This is a genomic window from Tenacibaculum sp. MEBiC06402 (assembly GCF_049239625.1).
Lineage (GTDB): Bacteria > Bacteroidota > Bacteroidia > Flavobacteriales > Flavobacteriaceae > Polaribacter.
Genome location: NZ_JBMKKT010000086.1, coordinates 32102 through 51013, shown reverse-complemented (window position 1 = coordinate 51013; position 18912 = coordinate 32102). Strand labels below are relative to the sequence as shown.

Sequence of the window (18912 nt, the reverse complement as noted above, 5' to 3'; positions counted from 1 at the left end):
AATGCGAAATTCAGTAAATATCCATTTTTTAGGAGGTGTTGAAACGGTTACAGGATCAAAGTTTTTAATTGAAACGGAGGAAAAAAAGATATTAATTGATTGTGGTGTTTTCCAAGGAGTAAAGGAGTTGAGAGAAAGTAATTGGGAAAATCTTCCGATTGATGTATCCTCTATTGACATTGTGCTATTAACACATGGGCATTTAGATCATGTTGGTTATTTACCAAGATTGATAATGCAAGGTTTTAATGGAGAAATTATTGGAACTGCTCCAACGCTTGCTATTGCAGAAATCATATTAAATGATAGTGCAAAAATTCATGAAGAAAGTGCTGAACGAGCCAACAAAGAAAAATATACCAAACACGAACCTGCATTGCCTTTTTTTACCAAGAAAGAAGTAGATAAAACAATTAGTTTGTTTAAAGAAGAAGCTGAAGATACATGGATTTTAATCTCTGGTAATATTCGTTTCCGTTTTATGTATAATGGACATATAATTGGGGCGACATTTATTGAGTTAGATATTTTTAATAAGAGATTAGTTTTTTCTGGTGATATTGGAAGAATGAATGATTATTTGCTCAAGAATCCTAAAAAACCCGAATGGGCAGATTTTTTATTTATTGAAAGTACGTACGGAGATAAATTGCATCCCGAATTAGATTTCGAAGAAACTTTAGGTGAAATTATTAAAGAAGTAATTTGGGAAAAAGGGAACTTGATTATCCCAAGTTTTGCTGTTGAGCGTTTGCAAACAGTTATGTTTGTTTTATGGAAATTATACAAGAAAAACAAAATTCCAAACATTCCAATTTTTGTTGATAGTCCCATGGGAAATAATGTCTTGGAGGTATTTAGACGTTTTTCAAAATGGCATAAATTATCTGATGAAGAGTATCAGGCAATGTGTAATCATGTATATATTATTCAATCGTATAAAGAAACTTGGGAAACTATTGATGATAAGAGATCCAAAATAATAATTGCAGGTAGTGGAATGGTAACCGGAGGAAGAGTCTTGACATATCTTAGTCAATTAATAGATGAACCTTCTACAACGATTCTTTTGGTGGGTTATCAGGCTGAAGGAACTAGAGGTAGACAGCTTCAAAACGGAGCTCATGAAATTCGTTTTTTTGGGAAATATTATCCAGTTAACGCTAAAGTTAAAATTATCGAAAGTTTATCTGCACACGCAGATCAGAACGATTTACTCAATTGGATGGATAACATAAAAAATATTCCTGAAAAAGTATATTTAATTCACGGTGAAAGCACTGCACTAGATGCTTTTCGAGTGAAAATTAAAGACACATACAAATGGAATACAGTTATTCCAAAACGTAACCAAGTCGAAAGAATTATGGTTTAGTTACTAATTGGAGTTAAAAAACACCTTAGAAAGTTATTGTTGCTCCTCTAAGGTGTTTTGTTTTATATTTAATTTATTGGTTAATTAAATCAGCAGTTTCCTTTATGTTTTCTTTGAGTTGCTTCGCGATATCTTGATTACCATCTTGGTCATTTGGATTAATTTCAATCACACCATTTTGATTTCCATCCACAGCTTGCGATAAATCTATTTGGTTAAGTGAGTTAAGGAATTGTTGTATCTTAAATTCAACAGTTAAGTTCACAATTCCTTCAGTAACAGTAACACCAGTACTTCTTCCAACATCTAAATTTTCACTAGTATCATGCCAGAAAATGAATTTTTTATCATTTACAGTTCCCTCTATGTAAATAGATTTGTCATAAAGTTTGTCGGTAGTAGGTAATGTTTTGTCTTTATGAAATTTGAATCGTAATTCTTTGTAAGTTCCATCTGGAACTGCGACATCACCAATTGTTTGTTCAAGGGCAGTTCCATTAGCCATTAAATCAATATGATAAGGACCTCTAAACATAACTTCATCTGTGTCTAAGCTACTATTTGGATCATCATCATTTTTAAAAACAACATCTCTAATAGAAATTTTAAATTCTGTAAAAACAACCGTTGAGTTCTTACTATTAACTTGCGTAGTTTTGTTACTTACAGCGCTATTATTGGCAGCTACACTAAGATTAATTCTTCCATCAGTATTTTCATCGCTAGAGCAACTGAAAAATAAAGTTAGTGCACTTACAAGTAAAATAGCTTTTAGTCTTAAATAAAATTTAGTACTGTTCATGTTTAAAATTTTAGTATTCATAATAAAATTGTTTTGGGATTGTTAAAGAATATTTTAAGTATTAGTTACAGTCGCTTTTTAATTTAAAGCGATCGTCATTTTTTCTTAAATCTATTTTGTTCTCATTTGGTTTTACGTCTATTTCATGTAAAGTCCAAGAATCGTTAAAATCGCTGTAATTCGGAACATCAATTGTTACGGTAATATTATTTCCGCTTCCACTTGCAGTCCATGTTCCATTATATGTGTTGCTATTTTCTGTTATTAATATGGTACCATCATTTTGAAAAGAGAATAGAAAATCAACATATGTATCTTCAAGATCAACATCATTTCTAATAAGTTTTTCGATATTGAATTCAGTACACGTACTGAATACGTTTTCAAGTTCACTAGTAGTACATGAATTACAATCATCATCATTAAAATCATTATCATCATCTTCATCACAAGTTCCATCAGCATTTTCAATAGCATTTTCAAGTTCTTGAATTGTATTTATTTCAATAGTAGTTCCATCTGTTTGAATAAGAGCTAATGGAAAGTTTAAACTCACCGCTGTATAATCCTCTAAGTCCTCAATAAAGTCGTGGAGAGATTTGTCATCTTGTAAAGTAATTGTCTGGATTAAATCATTAGTTTCATTAAAAACTGACGCAGAAATTGGATATACAAAATCAATACACTCTATGTCATCATCTATCTCATTTTCACCCGAACAATTTTGAGTATACGTTTGTAATTCAGCTTCAGAATTCACAACAACACTTGTATAATCTGGCAAAGTAATGGTGATAGGAAAGGTGATTACAATAGTGTCATTATCATCCTCAAATAGATCAAAAATGTCTTCAATATCTTCAAAATCACTATCGTCATTAACAACTACAGTTGTTCCATTAGCACTTACCGTTAAAGGAAATTGAACACTTACGCAACTTGCATTATCTATAATGTTATCTGTTGATCCATCTTTTTTTGATGTTCTACTCATTAAATTTGCAGCTTTAGAAGCAGTAGTTAAATTATCTTCAATCGGAGGGTCAATAATGATATTATCTTCAGTTCTACACGATAGTAGAAAAGAGAAACACATTGTAAATAATAGAATATTAATAGGTTTCATAATTTTCGATTTAAAATTTTATATTTATGTTGTGTTTATATTTAGAACAATTGAGTTTTAAATTATCCCGAACTTTTTTTTAAAAAATATCTTTTGGTAAAAAAAATATACCATAACATTTGTGAGAAATTTTTGTTCGCAGACTTGTATAATAAGTATGCAAAAACCTTAAGTGATATCTTATATTATAAATACGGAGCAACTTTAAATCCTTCAGATAAAGTACAAGATGCTTTTGTTAAAATGTGGGAAAACTGCTCAAAAGTAACACCTGAGGCTGCGAAGTCTTATGTTTATACTATAGCAAACAATTTAATGTTGAATGCAGTTAAGCATGAGAAAGTGAAATTGAATTATGCCAAAGTAGAACCAAAAGAATACACCAATGAATCTCCTGAGTTTTTACTGCGAAAACAACAATTTTTAGAAAAATACGAAAGAGTCTTGTCAACTTTAAAACCCGAACAAAGAGAGGCTTTTATGTTAAACAAAGTTGAAGGGAAAACCCATAAGGAGATTGCAGAGATGTTAGGAGTTACCAAAAAAGTAGTAGAGCATCGTATTTATGCTGCATTTTCAGTTTTAAAAACAAGGCTAGAAGATTTTAAATTAAAATAATTTTCGGGATATAATGCAGTTGAGTTGTTTTAGTAATGTAAAGAGAATGGAATGAATAAAGAATCTATCATACAAAAATGGTTGAATAACGATTTGAATTCTGAAGAGCAAAAGTTTTTTGATTCTTTAGAAGATAAACCTTTGTTAGAAGAAATTTTAGCAGAGGCGAAACGATTTAAAAATCAAAACCCTTATGATGTTCTTCCGTTTGATGAAATTGAGAAAAATATTAATAGGGAAAAGAGTTCATTAAAAACAAAAATTTATTTTATTACAAAAATAGCTGCCGCTTTTCTAATTGGTTTTGTAGCCCTTCTTTACTTTATGAAAGACGATTATAAAAATTACGAAACTACTATAGCTCAAAAGGAAATAATAGCATTGCCAGATAAATCTCAAGTTACGCTAAATGGTTCTTCGAAACTTAGTTATAATCATACAAAATGGAACAAAGAGAGGTTATTAACATTAGAAGGTGAAGCTTTTTTTGATGTTGAAAAAGGAAAACGATTTGTAGTACAAACTTCTCAAGGAATAGTTAGTGTTCTTGGAACCGAATTTAATGTTGAGGTTAGAGATTCTATTTTTAATGTGGTTTGTTACGAAGGATTGGTAAGCGTTATTCATAACAACAAAGAAATTAAATTACCAGCAGGAAAGGCTTTTAGTTTTTCTGGTAAAAATGGAGTTTTACAATACCATATTGTTGAAGCACAACCTTATTGGTTACAAAATATGAGTGTTTTTGAAAAAGTAGATGTAGCAAAGGTTTTTGAAGCTATTGAAAAACAATTTCAGATAGAAATTATATATAATAAAACCGATGTCATTGTATTTACAGGGGCATTTGAAAATAATAATGTACAAAAAGCTTTAAATTCTGTAACTAAGCCACTTAATTTATCCTACGAAATACAAAATGATGGAGCAAAAGTTATTATAACCAATGCAAAAGAATAAAAAACATTTTTTTTTAAGCATTTTATTAATTACTCTCCTTTTAAATACTTCAATAAGTGGGCAAACAGGACAGGAAAAAGTTCCTCTTACTAAAGAGTTGAAAAGAATTAGTAATCAGTTTAAAGTCTTTTTTAATTATCAAAACGATCTTTTAAACGATGTTTTCGTCCGCCAGTCTTCAAACGATGATTTAAACCAAATAATCAAAAGTATTGTACAGCAAACAGGGTTAGTATTTACTAAGGAAAACGAAAGGATTTATACGATAACACTTCCAATTTTAGTTTGTGGATATGTAAAAGATAATCAAAACCTTCCCATTTCAGGTGCTACGGTGCAATCCAAAAGTGCTAATACAATTACAGATAATTCTGGGTATTTCGAAATTAAAACTTCATCTAAAAATGAAGAAATAGTAATTAGGTTTTTAGGATATGAAACTAAAAATCTTTTTGCTCTAGAGTTTAAAGCGAATATTTGCTTAAACATTGAATTAGAAGAAAAACAAGAAACAATATCTCAGATAATTATAAATAGCTATTTAACAAGAGGTATTGATAAAGAAAAAGAAGGAGCTATTACTATTGATTTTAGTAAGTTTTCAGTCTTACCAGGATTAACAGAGACAGATGCTTTACAAGCGGTACAAGCTTTACCAGGTATCCAGAGTACTGATGAAACTGTTTCCAATATTAATATTAGAGGAGGATCTAACGATCAGAATTTGATTTTATGGGATGGTATAAAAATGTATCAATCTGGACATTTTTTTGGATTAATTTCGAGTTTTAATCCAGAAATCACAAATAAGGTTACCATTATTTCTAACGGTTCTGATGCTTCATACACAGATGGTGTTTCAGGAACTTTATTGCTTCAATCAAATGAAAAAATACAAAAGAAATTTACAGGGAATTTCAGTATAAACTTACTCAATGTAAATTTATTTCTAGATGCACCTTTAGGTTCTAAGTCTTCTCTACAGATTGCAGGAAGAAGATCAACCAATGATTTGGTTAAAACACCTATTTATAATACGTATTTTGACAGGTTGATTCAACAAACCGAAGTTGAGGAAAATGTGGATGGTGTTGTTAATTCTAACCAGAGTTTTTCATTTTATGATACTTCTCTTAGATGGTTATATCAGCCATCGTCTAAAGATAAATTACGTTTCAACTTTCTTTTGATTAATAACGACTTAATTTTTGATGAAACAGCTGTCACAAATACTAGTGTAGAAGCGAAAGAGAGTAGTTTGTCTCAAAATAGTTTAGGGTTTGGTTTGAATTACAAACGTAATTGGACTTCCGATTTTTCTTCTGAACTAAATATTTACAATACCGATTACACGTTAAAATCAGTAAACTCAAATGTGCTTTCCGAGCAACAATTTATTCTAGAAAATGTTGTTTCTGAAACAGGAATTGATATAAGAGGAGATTATGTTTTTAATGATTATACATTTTCTGGAGGTTATCAGTTTGTAGAGTCAGAAATTACTAATCTAAAGGATATTGACCAACCTCGATTTTTGAGACTAAATTCAAAAGTAGTAAGAGAACATGCTTTGTTCGTACAAACATTATATGATAATAATAACGATTTAATTATAAAACCAGGAGTGCGATTTAGCTACATAGGAAAGTTTAAAAAGTTTTTTATTGAACCTAGATTTATACTTAGAAAAAAGTTGACTAAACATTTTCAGCTTGAAGTATTAGGTGAATTTAAGCATCAAAATACCTCACAAATTATAAATTTTGAAAATGATTTTTTAGGTGTTGAAAAAAGAACATGGCAATTGGCAGATAATGATAGCATTCCTGTTTTAAGAAGTAAGCAAGTTTCTATCGGAATAGAATATAAGCACAAAGGTTGGTTGGTAGATGCTACGGGTTATTATAAAGAAGTTGACGGAATTACTTCTCAAAGTCAAGGGTTTACCACCAAGTATGAGTTTGAAGAGGTAAGAGGAAATTATTCTGTATCCGGAATGGATTTTTTATTGCGAAAGCAATTCAGAAAGGTAAATACGTGGTTAAGCTATTCCTACATGTTTAATAGATATTTTTTTGATACGTTACTAGAGAAAACATTCCCTAGTAATTTTGATATTGGACATTCTTTTACGTTAGGAGCGGCTTATGAGCATAAGTATTTACGCTTGGCAACTGGTGTTAATTACAGAGTAGGAAACCCCACATCTATACCCATGGATGTGATTAACAACCAAATTAACTTCGGAGAGGCAAATAGTGCTAGACTTAATGATTATATAAGATTAGATACTTCTGTTCTTTATAAATTTGAAATAACAGATAAACTTTCGACAGAGGTAGGTGTTTCCGTTTGGAATGTGTTAGATAGAGAAAATACCATAAGTAATTTTTACCGATTGAATAATGAAAGTTTACCAGTTAAGTTTTCAAAAACTTCATTGAATAGAACAACTAATGCAATGGTTAGGTTTTCATTTTAAAACAATACAACTTTATTGTATAGTATAACTTGTTCTAGCAAACTGACTTAAACGAAAATAGCCTAAAACTTCTTCATTCGAATCATTTACATTCACGCAGTTTCCTTTTAACTGGGCAGGAGTAGTTTGAAACGGACCACCCGCTCCACCTTGTGTTCCTGACTGTTGTATTAATTGTTCGATGTAAAAATAAAACCGTTCTGAAATTCCAAATACTTTAATATCAATGTCAGTTCCTGGCACATTCTTTTCGTCAAAGTGTAAAACAAACGCTTCATTTCCATTCACAAACTCATCACGAATAGAAGATAATGATGGTACTGCTAAATTATCTTGTATGAATTCTCCCATGTAGTAATTCACTTCATCTGCAGGATCATCAAAAAGTACGCGGACTCTGTATTCATCTTCATTAAAACCTTCTTCTTGAGTAACACTATTAATTTCTGTAAAGCCTATTAATGTTTCAGTTGCTGAATATGTTTCACCATTATAAACAATGTTTAACGTGTACACAGCTCCAATTTCTGGAACAAAGTTCGTAGTGGTATACTCTCCGTTATTTTGATCTGTAAAAACAAATTGAGCTCCATCATTTTCTTTGGTAACACTCACTGTAGCTCCTGTTGCAGGAACAACTGCATTACTATCAAAATATGCCGTAGATGTACTTAATTTAATAGTTTGCTCGTTTCCGGTAGTTCCTTTTTCCCAATTAATAGAAGCTTCAACAACCAAACGTGCTCCACCATTCGGAACGTCAACATCTACTACATCAGTACAAGATGAAAAAATAGTACTGATTGCTATGAACAAGATATATATTGATTTTTTCATGATTTTAGAATTTAAAATTATAGGTTATTGATGGAGTAATTCCGAATATAGAAGTTCTTTCCGCTTCGTTTGCTCCAGTTTCATCGTTAACACCAAAACGAATAGAGGCAGCATTTCTACGAGAGTATAAGTTGTAAATACCAAAAACCCATTCGGCTTGCCACTTTCTATTTTTGTTCTTTCTAGGAGTTAAGGTTGCCGAAACATCTAAACGATTATAAGATGGTAAACGATCTGCATTTCTGGTAGAATATGTAGGTATAGACAATCCGTTATATTGAAATTGTCCATTAGGATATGTTACAGGACGTCCTGTTTGAAAAACAAAGTTCGCATTGAATGACCATTTTTCATTGAGTTCGTAATTACCAGTAACCGATAAATCGTGTGTTCTATCGAAAGGAGTGTTATACCAATCTCCATTGTTTAAACCTGGTCCGCCAGCTGCACCACCTAAAGTACGTTGTTCAGATTTTGAAAGTGTATAGGCAATCCAACCTGTTAAATCTCCCTCATTTTTACGAAGTAAAAACTCTAAACCATAGGCTCTGGCATCACCATTTAAAATTTCCCTTTCAATGGTGTTTTGAGCAATTAACTCAGCTCCATTAATGTAATCTACGCGGTTTTTAACTGTTTTATAATAAGCTTCTGTTTCAATAGAATAGGCATTGTTTTTAAAGTTTCTAAAATATCCTATTGCATATTGATCCGCAATTTGTGGTTTTAAGAATTCACCACTTGGCGCCCAAATATCTAGAGGCGTAGCAGAAGTAGTATTTGAAATTAAATGTAAATACTGCGCCATTCTATTATAACTGGTTTTGATAGATGACTTTTCGTTTACTTGGTACGACAAGGCAAAACGTGGTTCGAAATTACCAAAACTAGCAATGCTTTCTTTGTCTCCATAACTTACTTGTCCAGTTGGATCAGCACGTTCATAAATACCTAAATCAGTATTGTAGACTACAGGTAAATCATTCGCATAGGTGTTTAAAACCTGACTTCCAAATCTGTTGAAATAACTATAGCGAATCCCATACATAGTAGTTAACTTGTCTGAAATTTTATGTTCTAAACTAGCGTAGATTCCAGTTTCAACGGCAAACTTTTTATCTAAGAAATCTTCATTAATAGAAGATTCTGGAGTTAGTTTTCTAATTTCTCCTGGATTAAATTTGTAGTAAATTCCACTTACACCAAAATCAAACTTTAATTTATCATTCAAATAATAATCAACATCGTACTTTAAGTTGTAATTATCAATTCTAGACAACCAATCTAAACCAACAAATTCAAGTTGCAAATCGTAATTATATCGACTGTAAATAGCCGATAAGTTTGAAAATAACTTATCACTAAAAATGTGATTCCATCTAAGATTTCCTGATAGGTTTCCGTAAGAATTAAAAAAAGAATTGGTAAAGCTTACGTCATCATTTCCAAAGTACGCCGATAAATACAAGCGGTTTTTATCGTTTATTTGATAATTGGTTTTAAGGTTTAAATCGTAAAACCCAACTCTATTTTCATTATTAGCTAATGCCAAGAATATATTAGCGTAAGAAGCACGACCTGCAACTAAGAACGAACCTTTATCACCAAACAAAGGAGCTTCGGCTGTTAATCTACTGGAAATTAAACCAATTCCACCAGTAAGTTTAAACTCTTTGTTATTTCCATCTTTCTGACGAACGTCTAAAACCGATGAAACTCGCCCGCCAAATCTAGCAGGAATTCCACCTTTATATAATTTAACATCTTTAATGGCATCGTTGTTAAAAACAGAGAAGAACCCGAATAAATGAGAGGCATTGTATATAATTGCTTCGTCTAATAAAATTAAATTCTGATCTTCTGCACCACCACGTACATTAAAACCAGAAGCTCCTTCTCCCGCGTTCGTAACTCCAGGTAATAACTGAATCGATTTAATAACATCTACTTCTCCTAAAACAACTGGAATCTGTTTAATAGTTTGAGAACTAATTTTAGTTACACTCATTTGTGGACTTCGCAAATCTACCTTCTTACTTTCTTCAGAGGAAATAACTACTTCTTCTAAAACATTGGTGTCTTCATTTAAAGAAGCATTAAATTTTATGTTTTCCGAAAGTTGAATTTCTTTTTCAATAGAAGCATAACCAACATAGGATACTACTAAAGTATAATTTCCTTCTGGAGCGGTAAGTGAGTAAAAACCATATTCATTTGTGGTCGTTCCTAAACTGGTTCCTTTTAAAAAGACAGTAGCCCCGAATAAGGTTTCGCCATTTGCATTGTCTTTTAGTGTTCCACTAATTGTGTACTTATCTTGTGAAAAACTGAAAAGAGGAATTAAAAGTAATGCAATGATTACATAAATTCTCATAGTTGATTTATTAGGCATGAAATAAATGTTTAATGTTTGATGTGAAAACATTAAACAAAATTAGTTCTTTAGATTTTAGTATCAAAAGTCTTCATCTAATTTTTATATTAAATAAATGTGAAATATTTGTTGTTGACTATTCTTTAGATTTTGTTAGGAATGATTAAAATAAAAGGAAATGGTTCTCATAATAAGCAATCAACTTTTGTTATTTTTACACAAAAACTAGACTTTGTTAGAATTATTACAACAGAATTACGGCTATTTATTTGAGGAAGCTTTGATAAAAGAAATCGAGGAAGTAAGTACTCACAAAAAAATTGAAGCAAATAGCACGGTGATTGATATTGATAATTACATTACTTCAATGCCCTTGATTTTAAGTGGTGCCATTAAAATTTTACGGGAAGATACTGATGGAGACGAACTAGTTTTATACTACCTCGAAGTTGGAGATACTTGTGCTATGACGCTATCTTGTTGTATGGGAAGAACAAAGAGCAAAATTCGTGCCATTACAGAGACGGATGTGGAGCTTTTAATGATTCCAAAGCAGAAAATGGCAGAGTGGTTGACTAAATATAAAAGTTGGCAAGAGTTTGTATTGCAAAGTTATCATAACCGCTTGCAAGAGTTTATTGAAGCATTTGATACTATTGCTTTTTTAAAAATGGATAAGCGTTTGTATAAATATCTAAAAGACAAGGCACTGGTAAATCGTAATGAAATAATCCAAGTAACACATCAAGAAATTGCGAATGACTTGCATACTTCAAGAGTTGTAATTTCACGACTTTTAAAAGCTTTAGAAAAGGAGAAAAAAATAGAGCTTCACAGAAACAGTATAAAAATTTTAGAATTATAACATCTAAAGTAACATTCGTTACAATATAAAATAGAATGGCATCGTAATTTTACATAAAATTTCAAACGATGAAAAAAGCCGTTTTACTACTTGTATCAATTGTACTCTTTTATAGTTGTAAACAAAATACTAGTACAGATGTTGATTATTCAAAAAAGTCAACGAAAAAAGAGATGAATCAGCATGAAGGAGAGAAGCTCCTGAAACAACAATGTTATGTATGTCATAATCCAAAAGCTTCCCACGATAGTCGTATTGCTCCTCCTATGGTTGCTATAAAAGCACATTATATTGATAGTAACACTACTAAAGAAGAATTTACTGAAGAGTTCGTCAACTTTATAAAGAAACCAACTAAGGAAAAAGCAAAATTAAAAGGCGCTGTAAAACGGTTTGGAGTAATGCCGTATCAATATTACAAAGAAGATCATTTAAAGAAAATTGCAGAATATCTGTATGATTATCAAATTGAAGAACCTGATTGGTTTAAAGAACATTGGCAAGAAAAGAAAGGAATAAGCAATTACAATGAAGGGAAGAAATCTACAGCTCAAAATGCAGAAAAATCTAACGAAGAAATAGGTTTGGAGTTTGCTTTAGGAACAAAAAAAGTCTTAGGTAAAAATCTGATGGGAACGATTCAAAAAAAAGGAACATTAGCGGCCTTAGAATTTTGTAATGAAAAGGCAATTCATCTGACAGATAGTATGGCAACAAAGTACAATGCTAAAGTGAAACGCGTATCGGATAAACCAAGAAATCCTGAGAATGCGGCAAATCAGCGAGAGATAGAAATTATTGAGATGTATAAAAAAGCATTAAATGACTCGTTAGATATTAATCCAATAACTGAAACAAAAAACGAACAGATTCAATATTATTATCCAATTATCACTAATGGAATGTGTTTACAATGTCATGGAAAACCAGAAGAACAAATAAAACCAGAGATTCTAAACACGTTAAGCGAACTATATCCACAAGATAAAGCTACAGGATATACTGAAAACGAAATTAGAGGTATCTGGAGTATAACTTTTATAAAATAGCATATGAGTAATTTAACAGAAATATTAAACGGAGACACTCCTGTATTAATTGATTTTTTTGCAGAATGGTGTGGACCTTGCAAAATGATGACACCAGTGCTGAAAGACTTGAAAAATGATTTAGGCGATGAGGTAATTATTTTAAAGATTGATGTTGACAAGAACAATGCGATAGCGGCAAAATATCAGATTAAAGGAGTTCCAACATTTATGATTTTTAAACAAGGAAAAATGCTTTGGAGACAATCAGGAATGTTACAAAAGCAAGATTTAATTGAGTTAATCAATAAATTTAAATAATCTAATAACTCAGTGTATGTTTAAGAAAGGAACAAAAGCTTACAGCGTTATTAATTTTAAATGTCCAAAGTGCCAAGAAGCTGATTTTTTCACACATCGTTTTACTTTTAATCCTGTGAAAATTGGTAAAGTACACAATACTTGTCCGAAATGTGGCTTCAAACACATGATTGAGCCTTCTTTTTTCTTTGGTGCAATGTATGTAAGTTATGCACTATTTGTAGCCATTGCAGTTGCATTATTTATTATCACAAAAGTATTCATTGGTTTGTCGCTTTTACAAAGTTTTATTTCCATTATAGTTTTACTCTTATTACTAGGGCCGTTTTTAGTGAAATTATCTAGAATTATATGGAGCAATATGTTTGTTGATTATGAAGAACAGAGTTGAAATACAAACACTTAAACATCTTAATTAAATTATAAACACCTTCATTTTTTGGAGGTGTTTTTTTATATAACAGCATTGTAACATTAGTTACTGTACAGTTCTTCCTTCTCATTTAATTTTGTATCAAAATAAGAAAATAACAATGCGAGTAATAGTATTTATAAGTCTCTTTTCTTTTTTGATTGGGTTTTCTCAACAAAAATCAATGATTTCTAAGAAGGAAGTTCTACAGAAAGTTCATGAAGGAAATAGCTCTTTAAAAATTACCAATCAAGAATACTTGATGGCAAAGGCCGATTTTAATCAAAGTCGTGCAGTATTTCTACCAAACATTAGAGCTTCTCACACGGGGATTTTAACAACCAATCCGTTGATGGCTTTTGGTTCAAAGTTGAATCAAGAAATTTTAACGCAAAATGATTTTGATCCGGCTCGATTAAACGATCCAAATGAAACAAGAAATTTCGCCACAGTACTTGAAATTCAGCAACCATTAATTAACGTAGATGGTATTTATAAGCGAAAAGCTTCTAAAGTTAAAATGGAAGCCATTCAATTACAATCATCTAGGACAAAAGAGTATTTAACATTAGAAGTTAATAAAGCCTATATGCAATTGCAGTTAAGCTACAGAGGAGTTGAAGTTTTAGAAAAAGCATTAACAACTGCCGAAGCCAACAAACAATTAGCAGAAAATAGTTTTAAGCAAGGTTTTTTACAAGAATCAGATGTATTGGCTGTAGATGTTCATGTTACAGAAGTAAAAAATCAATTGCAAACTGCTAAAAGCAATGTAATGAATGCTTCTAACTACTTATCGTTTTTAATGAATGAAACAGCAGATGTTGTTTATCAACCAATAGACAGTTTAACAATTAACATTTCAAAGGAATTGTCAAAAGCTGTTTCTAATGACCGATCTGATATCAAAGCAATGGAATTATCAACCGAAGCCTATAAAAAAATGTATCAGTCTGAAAAGATGAGTTTTTTACCTCGATTAAATGCTTTTGGAAGTTATCAATTATTCGATAACAATATTTTCAATATAGATGCTAGCGGATACTTGGTAGGAGCGCAATTAAGTTGGGATATTTTTCAAGGGTCAAAGCGTTTTGCCAAGATTCAAAAAAGTAAAGCGGAATATGAAAAATCGGTGCTAGAGTATCAGCAGTACAAATCAAAAAGCGAGTTAGAATTGAATAAGGTTTTACGAATGTTACACGATGCAGAAAACAAATTAAAGTTAACTGAATTAGCAATGCAACAATCAAAAGAAGCTTTACGAATTCGTAAGAACAGGTTTCAAGAAGGTTTAGAAAAATCAACTGATTTATTAATAGCAGAAACAAAATACATTCAAAAACAATTAGAATATTATCAAACGATTTTCGAGTTTAATTATTCGAAAGCTTATGTTGAATTTTTAACGAAATAATTAAGTAGACAATGAAAAAATATATAGCTCTTATTCTGGTAACATTTGCAGTAAGTTGTGGAAAGAAGAAAGATACAACTTCAGTAAATAATGACCCAGCAATACCAGTAAAGGTTCAAAAAGTTGCACCAAACTACAACACAGCATTTATAAGTGTTAGTGGAACTGTTCAGGCTGAGGCAAGTGCCGATTTAAGTACACGTATGATGGGGTTTGTAAATGAAATGTATGTAAAAGTAGGAGATAAGGTTTCAAAAGGACAATTGTTGCTTACTATAAACAATTCAGATCTTCAAGCTAAAAAAGCACAGGTAGAAGCGAATATTATTAAAGCTGAAACTGGATTAAAAAACGCAGAGAAAGATTACAATCGTTTTAAAAACTTATTAGCTCAAAACAGTGCTTCTCAAAAAGAAGTAGATGATATGACTGCTCGTTATGAAATGGCAAAGGCAAGTTTACAAGCGGCAAAACAAATGAAAAATGAAATAAACGCTCAGTTTGTCTATACGAATATTCGTGCGCCATTTGCAGGAGAAATCACCAATACCTTTATTGATAAAGGTGCAATGGCAAATCCTGGAATGCCGTTAATTTCTGTAGAAGGAAAAGGAGGTTTTGAAGTAATAGCTAGAGTTCCTGAAAGTGAGATTTCTAAAATCAAACAGAATACTGTTGTAGAGGTTTTAGTTAAATCCATTAATAAAACAGTAAAAGGAAAGGTTAGCGAAGTAAGTTCCTCGGCAAAAAATACTGGTGGACAATATGTGGTTAAAATCAGTTTAGATAAAACAGATTCGCCAATTTTATCAGGAATGTTTGCTACGGTTCAATTTCCAGTAGAAAAATCAAACTCTGCTGAAAACAGCATACGAATTCCAAAATCGGCTATTGTTGAGCAAGGACAGTTACAAGGTGTTTACACTGTTAGTCAAAACAACAAAGCGTTATTACGTTGGTTACGTTTAGGTCGTTCATTCGATAATGAAGTAGAGGTTTTATCAGGGTTGAAAGCAGAAGAAACCTACATCATTTCAGCGGAAAGTAAATTATATAACGGCGCTAACATTTCAATTCAATAAGTAAGAAGATGAAAGAAGGTTTAGCAGGAAAAATAGCAAAAGGTTTTATCGGATCTAAGATTACCGTGTTACTAATGATTGTGTTTATGGTCATTGGAGTGTACACATCATTTTTAATTCCGAGAGAAGAGGAGCCACAAATTGATGTTCCGATGGCGGATATCTTTGTTGGTTATCCAGGAGCAAGTCCAACAGAAGTTGAATCAAGAATTGCGAAGCCATTAGAAAAAATCATTTCTAATATCAAAGGAGTTGAGTATGTGTATTCAACTTCAATGAAAGAACAAGCAATGGTAATTGTGCAGTTTTATGTTGGTGAAGATATTGAACGTTCATTTGTAAAGTTATACAATGAAATCAGTAAGCACATGGATATAATGCCTAAAGGTGTTACCATGCCTTTGGTAAAAACACGTGCAATTGACGATGTTCCGATGTTAGGTTTAACATTATGGAGTGAGAATTACGACGATTATCAGTTAAAGCAAATTGCGCAAGAAGTAACTGATGAAATTGAGAAAGTGAACGATGTTGCAATTACCAATAAAATTGGTGGTAGAAATCGTGAACTGCGTGTAGTTTTAGATAAAGATAAATTAGCAGCAAGTGGTTTAGATTTTCTTTCGGTTGCTGAAATGATAAAGGCTAGCAATCAACAAATGAGTGCTGGGACATACAATCGTAACGACCAAGAATTTTTAGTAAGTACAGGTCGTTTTCTAAAAACTACAGAAGACGTTAAAAACTTAGTAGTTGGTGTAAAGCAAAACCAACCAATCTATTTAAAACAAGTTGCTAAAATTATTGATGGAGCAGAGATTCCTAAAAACTATGTAAGTCTTGGTTTTGGACAAGCAAGTGAAAAAACAAGTACGTTTAAATCAGAATATCCAGCTGTTACGATTTCAGTAGCTAAGAGAAAAGGCGCAGATGCAATGCAGATTGCAGATGTTATTTTAGGTAAAATTCAACATTTACGAAAGAACTTAATTCCAGATGATGTTCATGTTGAAGTAACAAGAAATTATGGAGAAACTGCTTCTCAGAAAGTTTCTGAGTTGTTAATGCATTTAATCGGAGCTATTATCGCGGTAACGTTAGTAGTAATGTTAGCTATGGGCTGGCGTGGCGGATTGGTAGTTTTCTTATCAGTTCCAATTACGTTCGCTTTAACATTGTTAAGTTATTACATGCTAGATTATACGTTGAATCGAATCACCTTATTTGCTTTAGTTTTTGTTACAGGAATTGTGGTTGATGATAGTATCATAATTGCGGAAAATATGCACAGACATTTTAAAATGAAACGTTTGGCATTTAAAGAAGCAGCATTGTATGCAATTAACGAAGTAGGAAACCCAACAATATTGGCAACATTTACGGTGATTGCATCGGTATTACCTATGGCATTTGTATCTGGATTAATGGGGCCCTATATGAGTCCGATGCCAATTGGAGCTTCTATTGCAATGATTCTTTCCTTGTTTGTTGCGTTAACAATTACACCCTATTTAGGATATATTTTCTTACGTGAAAAAGATAATGGAAAAGAAGAAGCTTTTGAAGAAGATGAAACAAAAGCAATGCAAGGAACTGCAATTTACAAGTTGTATGAAAAGTTTGAGCGTCCGTTAATTGAAAGTCCGACTAAAAGATGGATTTTCTTAGGAATCACCACCTTATTATTGTTTGGGTCATTAGCAATGTTTTTTACCAAATCGGTAGCTGTAAAAATGTTACCATTCGACAATAAGAATGAGTTCCAAGTGGTAATTGATATGCCTGAAGGTACAACTTTAGAGCGAACTGCTGCAGTTACAAAAGAAATAGCTCAGTATTTGTCGACAAGAACTGATGTTGTGAATTATCAAAGTTACGTTGGTACGTCAGCGCCAATAACGTTTAACGGATTAGTTCGTCATTACGATTTACGAGGAGGAAGTAACATGGCAGATATTCAAGTGAATTTGACGGATAAACATGATAGAAGTGAACAGAGTCATGGTATCGTAAAATCAATGCGAGAAGCAATTCAGAAAATCGCAAAACCTTTTGGAGCAAATGTAAAATTAGTTGAAGTTCCACCAGGACCACCTGTATTATCAACAATCGTTGCTGAAGTTTATGGTCCGGATTATAACAAGCAAATTGAAATTGCAGAAGGAGTTCAAAAGATTTTAGGAGAAACAGAAGATGTGGTTGATATCGATTGGATGGTAGAAGATGATAAGATTGAGTACGAGTTTGTGGTAGATAAAGAAAAGGCAATGCTATACGGAGTTGCTCCACAACAAGTTGTATACACACTAAATACAGCATTGTCAAACAGAGCAGTTTCGACTTTATATAATGAAAGTGCTTCTAAACAAATAGGAATTGTACTAGCCTTAGATGAAAAGGAGAAATCAACAATCTCAGATATTTCTCAATTACAGATCAAATCGAAATTAGGAACAACAGTTTCAATTGGAGATTTAGTAGATGTCCAAGAAAAGAGCGGCGAGAAAAGTATTTATCGTAAAAATCAAAAGAGAGTTGTGTATGTAATGGCTGATATGGCAGGAGCCCTAGAAAGTCCGGCGTATGCAATTTTAGGAATGGAAGAGAAACTAAAACAAATTCCATTACCAAAAGGATATCAATTAGAAGAAAAGTATTTAGGACAACCAGAATTTGAAGATAATTATACGGTAAAGTGGGACGGAGAATGGCAAATTACGTTAGAGGTTTTTAGAGATTTAGGAATTGCATTTTTAGGAGCAATTATCATCATTTATATGTTAATCGTTGGTTGGTTCCAAAACTTTAAAGCTCCAGTAGTTATGATGGTGGCAATTCCATTATCGATGGTCGGAATTGTATTAGGGCACTGGTTAATGGGGGCTTATTTTACAGCAACATCTTTTATTGGAATGATTGCCTTGGCGGGAATTATGGTTCGAAACTCGGTATTGTTAATTGACTTTGTGAATTTAAGATTAGAAGAAGGAGTTCCGTTAGCACAAGCGGTAATTGAAGCTGGAGCCGTAAGAACTACACCAATTTTGTTAACGGCAGGAACAGTTGTTATTGGAGCATTTGTAATTCTATTTGATCCAATTTTCCAAGGTTTAGCCATTTCATTAATGGGAGGAACTATAACAGCAACAATATTAACATTATTGGTTGTGCCGTTAGTATATTATTTAATAGAACGTAAAAATTATAAATAAA

15 protein-coding genes are annotated in these 18912 nt (G+C 32.0%); 11 read left to right on the top strand and 4 right to left on the bottom strand.

Annotated features, from left to right (window positions below):
- The first annotated feature begins 1 nt into the window (after nt 1).
- Nucleotides 2-1375, top strand: coding sequence for an MBL fold metallo-hydrolase RNA specificity domain-containing protein (locus tag ACOSP6_RS04165; protein WP_422094204.1), 1374 nt, complete (start codon nt 2-4; stop codon nt 1373-1375).
- 73 nt (nt 1376-1448) lie between these two features.
- On the opposite strand, the gene ACOSP6_RS04160 is transcribed toward ACOSP6_RS04165, so the two are convergent.
- Together ACOSP6_RS04160 and ACOSP6_RS04155 are read right to left on the bottom strand one after the other, a co-directional pair.
- Nucleotides 1449-2198 carry a hypothetical protein gene (locus ACOSP6_RS04160; RefSeq protein WP_422094205.1) on the bottom strand — a complete coding sequence of 250 codons (750 nt, stop codon included), beginning with the start codon at nt 2196-2198 and terminating at the stop codon, nt 1449-1451.
- A 40-nt stretch (nt 2199-2238) separates the two neighbouring features.
- Nucleotides 2239-3303: a hypothetical protein gene (locus tag ACOSP6_RS04155; protein WP_422094206.1), complete on the bottom strand. Its 1065-nt coding sequence runs from the start codon at nt 3301-3303 to the stop codon at nt 2239-2241.
- A gap of 93 nt (nt 3304-3396) precedes the next feature.
- Here ACOSP6_RS04155 and ACOSP6_RS04150 point away from each other — a divergent pair, with 93 nt between their 5' ends.
- The 3 genes from ACOSP6_RS04150 to ACOSP6_RS04140 are packed head-to-tail and all read left to right on the top strand — an operon-like array spanning nt 3397 to nt 7363.
- The gene (locus tag ACOSP6_RS04150) at nt 3397-3921 is read left to right on the top strand and encodes an RNA polymerase sigma factor (RefSeq protein WP_422094207.1); all 525 of its coding nucleotides are present in this window, start codon (nt 3397-3399) and stop codon (nt 3919-3921) included.
- Nucleotides 3922-3972: 51 nt separating this feature from the next.
- Nucleotides 3973-4881, top strand: a complete 909-nt coding sequence (locus ACOSP6_RS04145) for a FecR family protein (RefSeq protein ID WP_422094208.1) — start codon at nt 3973-3975, stop codon at nt 4879-4881.
- The gene (locus ACOSP6_RS04140; RefSeq protein WP_422094209.1) at nt 4868-7363 is read left to right on the top strand and encodes a TonB-dependent receptor; all 2496 of its coding nucleotides are present in this window, start codon (nt 4868-4870) and stop codon (nt 7361-7363) included. The genes ACOSP6_RS04145 and ACOSP6_RS04140 overlap by 14 nt, the downstream gene beginning before the upstream one ends.
- A 12-nt stretch (nt 7364-7375) precedes the next feature.
- Here ACOSP6_RS04140 and ACOSP6_RS04135 read toward each other — a convergent pair whose 3' ends face one another.
- On the bottom strand, nt 7376-8200 hold the full coding sequence (locus ACOSP6_RS04135; RefSeq protein WP_422094210.1) for a DUF4249 domain-containing protein: 825 nt from the start codon (nt 8198-8200) through the stop codon (nt 7376-7378).
- 4 nt (nt 8201-8204) lie between these two features.
- A complete protein-coding gene (locus ACOSP6_RS04130; RefSeq protein ID WP_422094211.1) occupies nt 8205-10592 on the bottom strand; it encodes a TonB-dependent receptor in 2388 nt (795 codons plus the stop codon).
- Nucleotides 10593-10806: 214 nt separating this feature from the next.
- Between ACOSP6_RS04130 and ACOSP6_RS04125 the strand changes: the two genes are divergently transcribed.
- The 7 genes from ACOSP6_RS04125 (at nt 10807) to ACOSP6_RS04095 (ending at nt 18911) form a co-directional block, all read left to right on the top strand.
- Nucleotides 10807-11439, top strand: coding sequence for a Crp/Fnr family transcriptional regulator (locus ACOSP6_RS04125; RefSeq protein WP_422094212.1), 633 nt, complete (start codon nt 10807-10809; stop codon nt 11437-11439).
- A 68-nt stretch (nt 11440-11507) separates the two neighbouring features.
- Nucleotides 11508-12488 (top strand): Tll0287-like domain-containing protein, encoded by a 981-nt coding sequence (locus tag ACOSP6_RS04120; protein WP_422094213.1) that lies wholly within the window; start codon nt 11508-11510, stop codon nt 12486-12488.
- A 3-nt stretch (nt 12489-12491) separates the two neighbouring features.
- Entirely contained in the window at nt 12492-12788 is a 297-nt protein-coding gene (gene trxA / locus ACOSP6_RS04115; protein ID WP_422094214.1) for a thioredoxin, read from the top strand.
- A gap of 16 nt (nt 12789-12804) precedes the next feature.
- Nucleotides 12805-13179 (top strand): DUF983 domain-containing protein, encoded by a 375-nt coding sequence (locus tag ACOSP6_RS04110; protein WP_422094215.1) that lies wholly within the window; start codon nt 12805-12807, stop codon nt 13177-13179.
- A gap of 142 nt (nt 13180-13321) precedes the next feature.
- A complete protein-coding gene (locus ACOSP6_RS04105) occupies nt 13322-14617 on the top strand; it encodes a TolC family protein (RefSeq protein WP_422094216.1) in 1296 nt (431 codons plus the stop codon).
- Between the two features lie 11 nt (nt 14618-14628).
- The gene (locus tag ACOSP6_RS04100) at nt 14629-15699 is read left to right on the top strand and encodes an efflux RND transporter periplasmic adaptor subunit (RefSeq protein ID WP_422094217.1); all 1071 of its coding nucleotides are present in this window, start codon (nt 14629-14631) and stop codon (nt 15697-15699) included.
- Between the two features lie 8 nt (nt 15700-15707).
- Entirely contained in the window at nt 15708-18911 is a 3204-nt protein-coding gene (locus tag ACOSP6_RS04095; RefSeq protein ID WP_422094218.1) for an efflux RND transporter permease subunit, read from the top strand.
- The last annotated feature ends 1 nt before the right edge of the window (nt 18912 follow it).